The following is a 12,807-nucleotide window of genomic DNA, read 5'->3' as shown; positions in this document are numbered from 1 at the left end:
TTATTATAGCCTAAATTAATACTGTTTAATAGTTTTTTATATCTTAAAATTAATTTTTAATTTAGTACATAGAAAATGTAGCGTATATTTGTGTTAGAAAAATACTATATTTTTTATTTTTATATCAAATGTTTTTTGTATATCTAGTTAAATTTGATCATAATCTACTATACTTTCATTTCCGCTTACCATATCTTTAATTTTTATTTTCCCTTTCAGAACTTCCTCTTCTCCAACTAATATAACCTTTTGTATTTCTAATTTATTAGCATAATTTAATTTTTTCTTTAGCTTATCATCTTCCAAATAAAGCTCTACCTTCTTACCATTATTCTGTAATTGTTTATAAATCCCTACACAATACTCCAAGGTATTCCCAATTGATATAATCAGATACTCAACTAAATTCTCTATTTCATAATTATTAATAAAACCTATTTCTTTTAAAACAAAAAATAATCTGGTAAGTCCTATTGATGTTCCAACTCCAGGTAAAATATTATCAGTATAGTTTCTAGCTAAATTGTCATATCTTCCACCAGAGCAAATAGAACCATAGCTTTCATTGCCTTCTAAAAATGTTTCAAACACTGTTCCTGTATAATAATCTAATCCTCTTATAATTTTCAAATTTATCACATATTCATTTTCTTCTACCCCTAAAATTAACAACATCTTTCTTACTTGTTCAAGTTCTTCTATTCCAACATTTAATTTTTCACTTTTTAAATTTAATTGTTTTAATTTAGTTATTATTTCATCACTGCTTCCTTTACTATTCAAAATTTTATTTATAATACTACTCTTTTCATATCCAACTAATTTCTCAAGTTCTTTATTAAATTCTTCTTCACCTATTTTGTCATATTTATCAATTAAAATCATAGCTTCATTTTTTTCTAAAACTCCTATTTCCTCTAAAATTGATGATAATATTTTTCTATTGCTAATTTGAAATTTATAATTTTTTAATCTTATTGCTTTAAACCCTTTTGATACCATACTTATTACCAATGCATCATTATTTATGCTTAATTTATTATTTCCTATTATATCTAGATCACATTGATAAAATTCTCTATATCTTCCTCTTTGATTTCTTTCTCCTCTATATACTTTTCCTATTTGGTATCTTTTGAAAGGAAATGTTAATTCATTAAAATATTGAACTACAAACCTAGCAAATGGTACTGTCAAATCAAATCTTAAGGTTAAATTATTACTCCCCTTCTTAAAACTATAAACCTGCTTTTCTGTTTCCCCTGCTGTTTTTGCAAGCAATATCTCTGTTTTCTCTATTACTGGAGTATCCATTGATTTAAATCCATTTTCTTCATATACTCTAGTAATTTTTCTTAGCATATCATTAAATATTTTTTGTTCCTTTGGTAATAACTCCATAAACCCTGGTAATATATTTGGCTGTATTTTATTATTTTTCATAATTCTATTCTCCTTCAAATATTTGATTTAATATAAACTAATAATGTTTTTAACTTTCAAAATTATTTTATATGCAAAAAAACCATGCAGGCATGTATCCCACATGGTTTAACAAATTATTACTAGCATTTAATTCATCATCACCAGCAGATACAAGCCTACAATTTATAGACTTGCATCTGCTTTTAGACAGATCAAGTCTTACCGGTGATGATGTATGAAATTTATTTTTTTCATATTAAATGCTTTCATAATATTTCCTCCTAAAATTAATGTTATCATTATATAACATTAAATTCCTATTATCAATAGGAATTTAATGTTTTTTTCTTAAGCAATTATTCTTCAGTAATCACTTAACATATATTTAACTATTTTAATTATTCATTTCCTTAGCTGCAAATTCTTCAAAAGCCTTCAAGAAAATATCGATATGACTTTCTTCATGTTTTACACTTAAGAATATCGCTTCAAATTGTGATGGAGCTATATTTATTCCACTCTTTAACATATGTTCAAAATATCTATTAAATCTTTCCACATTACATGTCTTAACATCTTCATAAGTTCTAACTTCTTTTAAATCCGTAAAGAACATTGTCATCATTCCAGAAGCTCTATTCATAACTACTGGAAGCTTATATTTTTCTGAGATACCATTAACTCCTGCTTCAAGTTTTACTCCTATATTTTCGATATGATCATAATAAGTCAAATTATTTTTGAGCTTATTTAAAGTTGCAAGTCCTACGGCCATTACAATTGGATTTCCTGACATAGTTCCTGCTTGATAAACTCCACCCAGTGGTGATAAATTTTCCATTATTTCTTTTCTTCCACCATATGCTCCGCATGGAAGTCCGCCACCCATGATTTTAGCATAAGTAACTAAATCAGGTTTAACCTTAAATAAAGATTGCGCGCCCTTAAATGCCACTCTAAATCCACTCATCACTTCATCAAATATAAGTAATGCACCATATGAATCACAAAGCTCTCTTAAAATTTCCATAAAGTCATCTTCTGCTTTTATTACTCCCATATTTCCAGCTATAGGTTCAATAATTACTCCAGCAATTTCATTTCCATACTCTTCAAAAAGTTTTTTTATTTGTTCTTTATCATTATAGATACCAATTAAAGTATTTTCTATACTTTCATTCGGAACTCCGAGTGAACCTGGAATCCCTCCTGTCATTACACCAGAACCTGCTTCAATTAAAAATCCATCAAAGTGGCCATGATAACATCCTGCAAATTTAACTATTTTCTTTTTCTTAGTATATCCTCTTGCAAGTTTAACTGCACTCATAGTAGCTTCTGTACCTGAATTAACCATTCTTATCATTTCAATATTATCTAAATTACTGCACATAAATTTAGCCAAGTCTAATTCTAATTTTGTTGGTGCTCCAAAAGCTAAAGCCTTTGAACTTATTTCTTGAATAGCCACTACAACCTCTTCATCACAATGACCAAGAATTAATGGCCCCCAAGCTAATACAAAATCTATATATTCATTATCCTCTTCGTCTTTAATTATTACGCCTTTTCCAGACTTTATAATAGGAGGATTTAAATCCACCCCTCTAAAAGCTCTAACTGGACTATTAACGCCACCTGGCATATATTGTTGAGATTCTTTGAATATTTCAATGTTATTCACACTATTTCCTCCTTAGACTGCATAAAATTTATAAATATTTATTTTTATTGTTTTCTAATTTCATTGGTATTTTTTTGAATTTTAATTACTAATTATTTACATATAAATATATGCCTATTTTTTTCTTACATATTTATGCAAATAAATTGTCTTATATTTAAATAGTATCATATGTAAGTAGTTACATTTTTAAACATTTAACTATTTACATAGATACCTTTTTGCACTTTAATTTATTATATTTGTACTTTAATTTTATCTCTTTAAAAGCTTAGCAGCTTCTAATGCATGATAAGTAATAATAATATCAGCTCCTGCTCTCTTAATAGACGTTAATGTTTCCATCATTACTTTTTCTTCATCAATAAATCCAAGCTTTCCTGCTGCTTTAACCATAGCATACTCTCCACTTACATTATAAGCTACAAGGGGCATATTAAAATTTTCCTTGATATCTCTGATTATATCTAAATAAGAAAGAGCAGGCTTAACCATAATAAAATCTGCGCCTTCTTCTATATCCATTTGTGTTTCACGAATGGCTTCCATTCTATTTGCTGGATCCATTTGATAAGTTTTTCTATCTCCAAATTGTGGTGTTGAATTTGCTGCATCTCTAAATGGTCCATAAAATGCTGAACAATATTTTGCTGAATAGCTCATTATACTTATATTTTTAAATCCATTATTATCTAATGCATTTCTTATAGCTTCAATTCTGCCATCCATCATATCCGAAGGTGCAATTATATCTGCTCCAGCTTTTGCATGTGATACAGAAATTTTAGCTAAATATTCTAAAGTTTCATCATTATCAACATCCTCTCCATGAATTATCCCACAATGACCATGAGAAGTATATTCACACATACAAACATCTGTTATAACAAGTAACTCTTTATCTATCTTTTTTATTTCTCTTATAGCCTGTTGAACAATTCCATTATCATTGTAGCTTTCTGAACCACATTCATCTTTATGCTTTGGTATTCCAAAAAGCAACACTCCTGCAATGTTAGCTTCTTGAACTTCTTTAATAACTTCATGCAGTCTGTCTATAGAAAAATGATAATTCCCCTCTAAAGAAGAAATTTGATTTTTAATATTTTCTCCTTCAACAACAAAAATAGGATAAATAAAATCCTTTGAATTTAAAGTTGTTTCTCTAACCATATCACGAATGGCAGCACTTGTTCTAAGTCTTCTTCCTCTTTTAATCACAATAAACGCCTCCAATATTTTAGCTATATTCAAAAAATATTACTAAATTATATACAATTTAAATTTTTATTTCCTTAACTATTTTTAAAATCTGTTTCTTAATTACTATAAATTACTCTTGTATAAAGCTTCTATTTCTTTTAAAAATCCATCTTCTGAATGTTCTTTGCATACATATGCTTCTATTCCAAATTCCTCTAATGGTTCATTTGTTTTTGGCCCTATAGCTATAACTTGTTTCTTTTTAATTTCTTCTATACCTACCATATCCACCATATTTTTAACAGTTGATGGACTTGTAAAAAATACTATATCAACTTCATCAAAGGATTTCTTATTAACTACATTACCGCAAACTGTATCATATATATATACCTTATCTATTTCTACACCTGTCTTAGATAATTCTTCATATATATATTGTCTGCTTTTAGCTGAGCATGGTAAAAGCAATTTTTCATTTTCCTTTAAATGTGGCTTTAATATGCTTACCAAACCTTCTCCAACAAATTCTTTAGCTTTTGAAAAGACAATAATACCTCTTTTATTTAAAGATTCTGCAGTTGCACGACCAATAGTAGAAATTTTTGCCTTTATACTTCTTATATCATAAGCTTTTTTAATTAAATAATCAAAAAATGTTTCTACACTATTTACTGAAGTAAATACTATATGGTCATAGTCTTTGAATTTATTTATGTATTCATCTAAATTATTAGAAGTACTCTTTATTTCTATAGAATTGAAGCTTGTAACTTCTGCTCCTAATTTAACTAATTTATTTTTCAAATTCTCAGATTGTTTTCTAGACCTTGTAATGCAGATATTTTTACCAAATAAAGGCTTATTTTCATACCAGCTTAATTTTTCATTTAAGGTTACAACGTCTCCAACAACAATTATACATGGTGATTTTAAATTTGCCTCTTTTACTTTTTGCGAAATATTTTCTAAAGTTCCTATTACCTTTTTTTGTTTAGCTGAAGTTCCTCTCATTACAACTCCACATGGCACTGATGATAATTTGCCATTAGCTATAAGTTCTCTAACTATATTGTCTAAATTACTTAAACCCATCATAAAAACTAAAGTTCCTTCTTCAGCTGCTAAAGCTTTAAAATTAACATTTAAATCTTGTGCCGATTTACCTGTTATAACATGAAAACTTTGTGCCATGCCCCTATGGGTTATTGGAATTCCTGCATAATTTAAAACTGCAATAGGAGATGTTACTCCTGGAACTACTTCAAAGGATATATTTTCATTAACTAAAGCAAGTACCTCTTCTCCACCTCTTCCAAAAACATAAGGGTCTCCACCTTTAATTCTTCCGACTATATGTCCTTCTTTTGCAAGTTTAACTATAAGTTCATTAATTTCTTCTTGAGTTTTAGAATGAGCTCCTGGCTCTTTCCCACAATAATAAATCTTACAATTTTTATTTAAGTAATTTAATACATTATTTGAAACTAATCTATCATATAGTACTGCTGTACATTCTTTTAAAACTCTAACAGCCTTTAATGTTAATAACTCTTCGTCACCTGGACCTGTTCCTATTATATATACTTTACTCATACTATAATTTCTCCTATTCAATAGTTTAATATATTGGATGCAATTGATAATTAGACTTCTAATATTTTCTGTGCTAATTTTTGCCCTAATTCTATATGTTCATGTTTACTTCCTAAAATATCTTTTTTTACTATTCTGCCGTAAACATCATATATTCCAATCATATATAAATCATTTCCTTGAATTTCTGAATACGCTCCAATTAAGCTGTGACAGTCACCATTTAATCTTTTCATAAAACTTCTTTCAGCTTCTACTGTTAATTTTGCATTTGAATCTTCTAATTTTCTAAAAAATTCTTTAACATCACTTGTTTTTAAACACTCTATTCCAAGTGCACCTTGAGCAACTGCTGGTAAAAATTCTGTAGGTTTAAAATATTCTGTTATTAAATTTTCTTGATTTAATCTTTTTAAACCAGCAGCAGCTAATATAATTCCATCTAAATTTTGGCTTTTCATCTTTTCAAGCCTTGTTTGGACATTTCCTCTAATTGAAACTATTTCTAAATCATCTCTTAAGAGTTTAAGCTGACATCCACGTCTTATGCTACTAGTTCCTATAACTGCACCTTTTTTTAGTTCCTTAAAAGGTATATTATCCTTTGAAATAAGAATATCTCTTATATCTTCTCTTTCTGTTATAGCAGCAATTTCAAATTCATCATTTAATTCATAAGGAACATCCTTCATACTATGAACTGCGCCATCTGCTTTTTTTTCTAAAAGTGCTCGTTCTATATCTTTAACAAATAGTCCTTTTCCTCCAATCTTGGCTAAGGAAACATCTAATTTCCTATCACCTTCTGTAACTATAAGTAATTTGTCACTATCTATATTAAATTTATCTTTTAAACTTTTCATTATTATTTCAGTTTGTGTTTGTGCCAACATGCTCTTTCTTGTTGCTATAATTAAATTATTCATTAATTAATATTCCTCCGCGTCTTTTCATATAATCTTACAATTCAAGTAAATAATCTATAATTTCTTTTGGAAAATTACTTCTTAATACGCTTTCACTTTTACCCTCATCAAAGGATTTTTTAAAATCATCATTTCCAATCACTTTAAGGATTTCATTCTTATACTGTGGAAACACCTTTGCCCTATTTCTTATTTTTCCCATAAATTCAAGAAAATCATCATATTCCTCCAAAAGCATCTTTACTTTATTAGAAACTAAAACTGCTCCTTTAGGATTTCCAATCTTAGTATTTAATGCAAAACTTACGTTTTTAGTATTTCTTTGAATTGGAATTACTCCTATTCCAGCTTTAAAATTAGAAGAATCTATATATATCTTAAAATTTTCATCACAATATCTTATTATTTTATCTTTTAAAATATCATCATCAAATGCAATAATTATAAGATGTTTATCCTTTAAAAATTCATAACTAAATTCTTCATTTACAAGTTTAAGATTCTCTCTTGCATCTTCTGAAATTTCTACTATTTCATCACTAAATGTCTTTGATAATACTTCAACATAACATTTATTATTTACAAAGTATTTAGCTTTTATTGTTCCTGCCTTCCCCCCACCAATTATGCCAACTCTAAGTTTACTAGAAAATAATGAAATATACGAATATATTATTTTTTCACTTGAAATATCTTTTCTATTATCTTCACACATTCCTCACCGCATCCTTTTAAAGTTTCTTCTTTAATAACTTCAATGGCTCTATTTATGTAAAAATCTGATGTGCTTTTAATCAATTTATCAGCTAAATCAGTATCTTTTTCATTATTACTTTTATTTCTAAAAGTTTCAATTCTCTTATTGGAAATTTCGCTTCCTAAGATTTTTAAATTTTTAATCGCAGGAGCAATGTTCCTTAATTTAAGCCACTCTTCATATTCCTTCATATATTGGCTTATAATAAATTTATGTTCTTCCATCTTTTCTTTTCTGAGTATTTTATTGTTATCATTTATATAACTTATAGTATCAATATTATAGACCTCTGTTCTATCGAGCAATGCAACTTCTTTTTCTACATCTCTAGGAACAGATAAGTCATATATTATAAGTTTACTTCCCTTCTCGTTAATATCTAATTTTCTTACTACTGGATGAGGTGCTGATGTACAGCCTATAAGACATTCCACTTCATCTATATAATTATTTTTTTCTTCAAAACTAATTATTCTAACTCTTTCATCTCCTATTTCTTCTTTAATTTTACTATTCCTAACTACTAAATAAACAAGTTTAGCTCCATGGGAAAGCAAATATTTTAAAACAAGGTTGCCAATTTCTCCATATCCAAAAATCATAAATTTAGTACATCCATGATTAACAGCTTCATTTACCACAATTGAAGCTGAAGATACTGGTATTTCAAATAATTTAGCTTCTTTTCTAAACCTTTTTCCACAAGTTACTGCTTCTTGAAACAATCTATGTAATTCCAATGAAAGTGAACCTATATTTAAAGCTTTTTCATAGGCTTCTTTAACCTGACCTAAAATTTGATCTTCACCTAATATTTTTGAATGAAATCCACAACAAACTTCAAACAAATGTCTATAAACATCTTTATCTTTTGTTATAAAAATATATTGTTTATATTCGTAATCCCAATCGAAAATTACAAAAATCTTTTTTAATAATTCTTCCTTATTAAAAGAAGCATTAAAATAAATTTCTGTTCTATTACAAGTAGCTAAAATAACTACTTCCTGCATTTCTTTAAGTAATTCTTCTACATATTCTTTATATTTCTTAGGTTTTATTATAAATTTTTCCCTAACTTCAAGTGGAGTATTTTTTCTAATACCTATTAAGCCTATCACTAATTGCCACCTCACATGTTTTTGTACGCTCAAAATAAAACTTGACTCACATTTGTGTTTACTGAGTAGGTCCCAGTTACCAAATATAAAATCTCAAAGAGAAAGTTCTGCTGACCAAACACAAAATTAGGAGCATCACTTTTGGACTCTTACTTAAGTTTATCAGATAATATTTATTTATTACAAGTAAATATAAGAATTTAATACATATAATAATAAAAAAGCTTATTTAAATACTTTTAAATTTATTATATTTTAATTCTTTGACATATTTCTGACACAACTTAACTTTATAATAATATTATAAAGTAGTTAATTATTATTTACCCCTTATTAAATAGTAATATTAAAAAACGTTAAAACTAAGTATAAGATATGCGTTCTCATATCTTATACTTAGTTTTTCATTTGTAAAATGTTTTGAGTTGTTTTAATAAGTTTCTGGTTGTAGTTTGTATTCTTTTATAAGTATTTATATATGTGAATAGTCTTGCTTGCACTTCATGCTTTTTTAGATGCGGAATGTTCTTAATTGCGCTTCGCGCTTTTTTTAGATGTGGAATGTTCTTAATTGCGCTTCGCGCTTTTTTTAGATGTGTGTATTTTTTTCAATTATCTGGTTATACTCTTAAAAGCAATATTAATTATAAGAGGTGAAATAAAATTATGCGAATACCAAAACATATAGGTATTATTCCTGATGGCAATAGACGTTGGGCTTTAGCTAATGAATTAACCAAAGACAAAGGATATGATCATGGAATAAATCCAGGTCTTGAAGTTTTTAAATTATGCCAAAAAGAAAATATTCAAGAAGTAACCTTTTATGGATTTACAATAGATAATACTAAGCGTCCTAAGGAACAAAAAGAAGCATTTACAAAAGCTTGTATTGATTCTGTTATGCTTTTAACAAAAGAAAATTGTGAAATATTGGTTTTAGGCAATACTACCTCTAACTGTTTTCCTAAAGAATTAATACCATTTACTAAAAGACAAAAGTTTGGTTTGGGTGGAATCAAAGCAAATTTTTTGATTAATTATGGTTGGGAATGGGATTTAAATTTATTAAAGAGCAGTGATACTTCAAATAAGCAAATTGAATCATATTTACATTCAAAAGATATTTCTAGAATAGATCTAATAATAAGGTGGGGTGGACGCAGACGTTTAAGTGGTTTATTACCAATTCAGTCCGTTTATTCAGATTTTTATATTTTAGATAATTATTGGCCTGATTTTAAAAATGAAGATTTTTATAATGCGTTATCCTGGTATAATAAGCAAGATGTCACTTTAGGCGGTTGATAATTAAAATTTTAATATAAATAGAAATAAAGGACTTTTTAAAATTATATCTATAAACTGAACATATAAAAACAGTGTTTAGTGTATAGGTATTTTTTTATATTAGGTATTAAATTAATGATTTTTTATGTGCTTAACACGCATTTTTATCTTATCCTTAACATAGATATCAAATTATTTTCATCCTCTACTTCTATTTTTTTTTATTTAAATGTGCTTATATAACTTTATCTATTAATTCGATTATAAGTTCTCTTAACTCTTTTCTTTTTGCTACTGGCAACATATGTCTTGTTTTGGGTATAACAACCAGCTTAGAATTTTTAACTTTTTCATGTATAAGTTCAGAGTATTCCACAAGGGTTAATATTTCATCTCCACCAGTAACTATAGTAATAGGTACTTTTATGTCCTTTAAACAATCCTCAACATCTACTACTTCATCAATTAAAAAATCTAATATAATTAGTTTATCTGCTTCTATTTTGGTCACAGCTTCTTGAACTGCTGGATCTTCCATATGACCTAAACACTCTGCTACATATTCCATATCTACAACATTATTATGTATTTTTTTCATATATTCTTTATCTAATTTAGGGAAGCTTGCACCTGAACTGATAATTACTGCTCCTTTAACTGATAATATATTTCTAGCTGTTGCTGCTAAAACTACAGTTCCACCCAATGAATGCCCCAATAATATGACATTATCTAAACCTCTTACAAAATCACTTACTGCATTTACGTAGTTGACAAAACTATATCCCGTATCATCAGAATTTCCATGACCTGGTAAATCTACAAAGTAGCAGTTATATTCTGAAACCTCTTCATGAATTGATCTTAAAAAGAATCTATTACAGCCTGATCCATGAATAAATACCAAATTTATACAGTTATTCCCAGTTCCTTTTAAAAATTCAAATTCAATACCATTTTTTTTACTTATCATTTCATCGCCTCCTAGTAGTAATATTACATTTTGTATATTTTACCATAATATTGCTGATCTTGCCACTGCAAACTCTCATTTATATCTATATTTTTCATTATTATTACAAAGTTCATAATATATTCATTTAATTGTCATACAACTTTTGCTATTTATTTTAATAATATGTCTACAGATTAAAATTCCCCTCTCGTACCTTTATAAAATCAAAATGATATTTTTGTACTCCACTAGAAATTGTGCTATCATAATAACAAATTTACATTTTTTATTGGAGTGAAAATTATGTTTAAGGTTGTTATAGCATATTTATTTATTATTAACTTACTTGGATTCTTTATTATGCTTATAGATAAGCAAAGAGCTATACATAAAGAGTGGAGGATATCAGAAAAAACTCTTTTGGGAATTTCAATTTTAGGAGGAACTATTGGTATGCTTCTAGGAATGTCTAGCTTTAATCATAAAACAAAACATAAGAAGTTTACAATTGGAATTCCCTCTATACTTTTTATACAGATTTGCCTCCTTATATTTTATTTAATTCAATGAGAAATTAAAGCCTTACATAAGTAAGGCTTTAAAAGCAAAAAACAGTCTAAATATTTTTTTATTAATGTTATATTTAATTAAAGAGTATTAAGATCATAAGGTGTATTTTGATATACGCAATAATTTAACCAATTTCCAAAAACTATATTAGCACTTCCTCTCCAAGTTTGACTTGGAATTTGATTTGAATCATTATTTTTAAAATAATTTTTAGGAAGATTTACTTTATCACCTTTTTCTAAATCTCTTAAATATTCTTCCTTTAAAGTATTTCTATCGTATTCAAGGTGTCCTGTTATGAATACTTTTCTTCTATTTTTTGAAGTCACAATAAATACTCCTGCGTCTTCAGCTTCAGATAAAATTTCTAAATCAGAAATTTTTTCTATATCTTCTCTTCTCACTTCTGTATGTCTAGAATGAGGAGCATAAAAAATATCACTTAAACCTCTAGTAAGGTCAGCTTTTTCATCATTTACTGTATGTGAAAATACTCCAAACATTTTTTCTTCTAAATCATATTTAGGTATATTATAGTGATAGTATAAACCTGCTTGAGATGCCCAACAAATATGAAGCGCGGAAAATACATTTGTTTTACTCCACTCCATTATTTTTGTAAGCTCTTCCCAATATGTAACATCTTCAAATTTCATTTGCTCAACAGGCGCTCCTGTTATTAAAAGCCCATCAAATTTTTCATGTTTTATATCATCAAAGTAGCTATAAAACTTATCTAAATGCTCTGATGGTGTATTCTGTGAAACATAACTTTTAGTTTGAATCAATGTTATTTCAACTTGTAGCGGTGTATTTGATAAATATCTAAGTAATTGATTTTCTGTTACTATTTTTTTTGGCATTAAATTAAGAATTGCTATTTTTAATGGTCTTATATCTTGAGTATTCGCCCTCTCATCATTCATTATAAATATATTTTCATTAGATAAAACCTGAAATGCAGGCAATTCTATAGGAATTTTTATTGGCATTCCTAAAGTCCCCCTTCTGTTTGAATTTTCTTTTTAAATGCTATTGCTTAAACTTATCATTTATAATTATTATATCAAAATTCTCTGCCTTATCAACATTATATATTATGTTACAATATAATAGTCTCCAATTAACAGTTAGATATAGAGTTTGTTTAGAATTTCTAAAACTATTTTTACAAATTTTACAATTTATAATTAGAACTTATAAGTTCTAATTAATTTCCTAAATTAAAAATTGTGTACAGTAACTAAATATATGTAGTTTATTTATTTGAATATATATAT

At 27.3% G+C, this 12,807-nt stretch carries 12 protein-coding genes; 3 read left to right on the top strand and 9 right to left on the bottom strand.

Annotation, left to right across the window (positions count from 1 at the left end):
• Positions 1 to 147 precede the first annotated feature (147 nt).
• Positions 148 to 1,443, bottom strand: coding sequence for a histidine--tRNA ligase (gene hisS / locus CLPUN_RS00600; protein WP_077845450.1), 1,296 nt, complete (start codon positions 1,441 to 1,443; stop codon positions 148 to 150).
• A 71-nt stretch (positions 1,444 to 1,514) separates the two neighbouring features.
• Here hisS and CLPUN_RS27375 point away from each other — a divergent pair, with 71 nt between their 5' ends.
• Complete coding sequence (locus CLPUN_RS27375) at positions 1,515 to 1,664, top strand: hypothetical protein (protein WP_158078664.1); 150 nt, start codon at positions 1,515 to 1,517, stop codon at positions 1,662 to 1,664.
• Positions 1,665 to 1,819: 155 nt separating this feature from the next.
• Here the strand turns inward: CLPUN_RS27375 and hemL are convergent, their stop codons facing one another.
• The 6 genes from hemL to hemA form a co-directional block, all read right to left on the bottom strand.
• Positions 1,820 to 3,109, bottom strand: a complete 1,290-nt coding sequence (gene hemL / locus CLPUN_RS00595; RefSeq protein ID WP_077845449.1) for a glutamate-1-semialdehyde 2,1-aminomutase — start codon at positions 3,107 to 3,109, stop codon at positions 1,820 to 1,822.
• Positions 3,110 to 3,364: 255 nt separating this feature from the next.
• Complete coding sequence (gene hemB, locus CLPUN_RS00590; protein WP_077845448.1) at positions 3,365 to 4,330, bottom strand: porphobilinogen synthase; 966 nt, start codon at positions 4,328 to 4,330, stop codon at positions 3,365 to 3,367.
• Positions 4,331 to 4,435: 105 nt separating this feature from the next.
• Positions 4,436 to 5,908, bottom strand: a complete 1,473-nt coding sequence (gene cobA / locus CLPUN_RS00585) for a uroporphyrinogen-III C-methyltransferase (protein WP_077845447.1) — start codon at positions 5,906 to 5,908, stop codon at positions 4,436 to 4,438.
• Positions 5,909 to 5,958: 50 nt separating this feature from the next.
• Positions 5,959 to 6,834, bottom strand: coding sequence for a hydroxymethylbilane synthase (gene hemC, locus CLPUN_RS00580; protein ID WP_077845446.1), 876 nt, complete (start codon positions 6,832 to 6,834; stop codon positions 5,959 to 5,961).
• 34 nt (positions 6,835 to 6,868) lie between these two features.
• Complete coding sequence (locus tag CLPUN_RS00575) at positions 6,869 to 7,549, bottom strand: NAD(P)-dependent oxidoreductase (RefSeq protein ID WP_077845445.1); 681 nt, start codon at positions 7,547 to 7,549, stop codon at positions 6,869 to 6,871.
• Positions 7,507 to 8,712, bottom strand: coding sequence for a glutamyl-tRNA reductase (gene hemA, locus CLPUN_RS00570; protein ID WP_077845444.1), 1,206 nt, complete (start codon positions 8,710 to 8,712; stop codon positions 7,507 to 7,509). Before hemA ends, CLPUN_RS00575 begins: the two co-directional genes overlap by 43 nt.
• Positions 8,713 to 9,378: 666 nt before the next feature.
• Between hemA and CLPUN_RS00565 the strand changes: the two genes are divergently transcribed.
• A complete protein-coding gene (locus CLPUN_RS00565; RefSeq protein ID WP_077845443.1) occupies positions 9,379 to 10,020 on the top strand; it encodes an undecaprenyl diphosphate synthase family protein in 642 nt (213 codons plus the stop codon).
• Positions 10,021 to 10,237: 217 nt separating this feature from the next.
• Here the strand turns inward: CLPUN_RS00565 and CLPUN_RS00560 are convergent, their stop codons facing one another.
• Entirely contained in the window at positions 10,238 to 10,975 is a 738-nt protein-coding gene (locus CLPUN_RS00560; RefSeq protein WP_077845442.1) for an alpha/beta fold hydrolase, read from the bottom strand.
• 285 nt (positions 10,976 to 11,260) lie between these two features.
• Between CLPUN_RS00560 and CLPUN_RS00555 the strand changes: the two genes are divergently transcribed.
• Positions 11,261 to 11,527, top strand: a complete 267-nt coding sequence (locus CLPUN_RS00555; protein WP_077845441.1) for a DUF1294 domain-containing protein — start codon at positions 11,261 to 11,263, stop codon at positions 11,525 to 11,527.
• A 77-nt stretch (positions 11,528 to 11,604) separates the two neighbouring features.
• On the opposite strand, the gene metA is transcribed toward CLPUN_RS00555, so the two are convergent.
• Positions 11,605 to 12,519, bottom strand: coding sequence for a homoserine O-acetyltransferase MetA (gene metA / locus CLPUN_RS00550; protein ID WP_077845440.1), 915 nt, complete (start codon positions 12,517 to 12,519; stop codon positions 11,605 to 11,607).
• Between the last annotated feature and the right edge of the window lie 288 nt (positions 12,520 to 12,807).

Origin of the sequence: Clostridium puniceum (assembly GCF_002006345.1) — a bacterium.
In the GTDB taxonomy this organism is placed as follows: Bacteria; Bacillota; Clostridia; order Clostridiales; family Clostridiaceae; genus Clostridium; species Clostridium puniceum.
Note: the sequence above shows the minus strand (reverse complement) of the source record. Positions and strands in the feature narration are given on the sequence as shown.

Excerpts from the sequence above, each read along its gene's own strand:
- hisS (WP_077845450.1), bottom strand. The coding sequence starts at position 1,443 with ATGAAAAATAATAAAATACAGCCAAATATATTACCAGGGTTTATGGAG.
- hemC (WP_077845446.1), bottom strand. The coding sequence starts at position 6,834 with ATGAATAATTTAATTATAGCAACAAGAAAGAGCATGTTGGCACAAACA.
- cobA (WP_077845447.1), bottom strand. The coding sequence starts at position 5,908 with ATGAGTAAAGTATATATAATAGGAACAGGTCCAGGTGACGAAGAGTTA.
- CLPUN_RS00575 (WP_077845445.1), bottom strand. The coding sequence starts at position 7,549 with ATGTGTGAAGATAATAGAAAAGATATTTCAAGTGAAAAAATAATATAT.
- CLPUN_RS00565 (WP_077845443.1), top strand. The coding sequence starts at position 9,379 with ATGCGAATACCAAAACATATAGGTATTATTCCTGATGGCAATAGACGT.
- CLPUN_RS00555 (WP_077845441.1), top strand. The coding sequence starts at position 11,261 with ATGTTTAAGGTTGTTATAGCATATTTATTTATTATTAACTTACTTGGA.
- CLPUN_RS27375 (WP_158078664.1), top strand. The coding sequence starts at position 1,515 with ATGCAAAAAAACCATGCAGGCATGTATCCCACATGGTTTAACAAATTA.
- metA (WP_077845440.1), bottom strand. The coding sequence starts at position 12,519 with ATGCCAATAAAAATTCCTATAGAATTGCCTGCATTTCAGGTTTTATCT.
- CLPUN_RS00560 (WP_077845442.1), bottom strand. The coding sequence starts at position 10,975 with ATGATAAGTAAAAAAAATGGTATTGAATTTGAATTTTTAAAAGGAACT.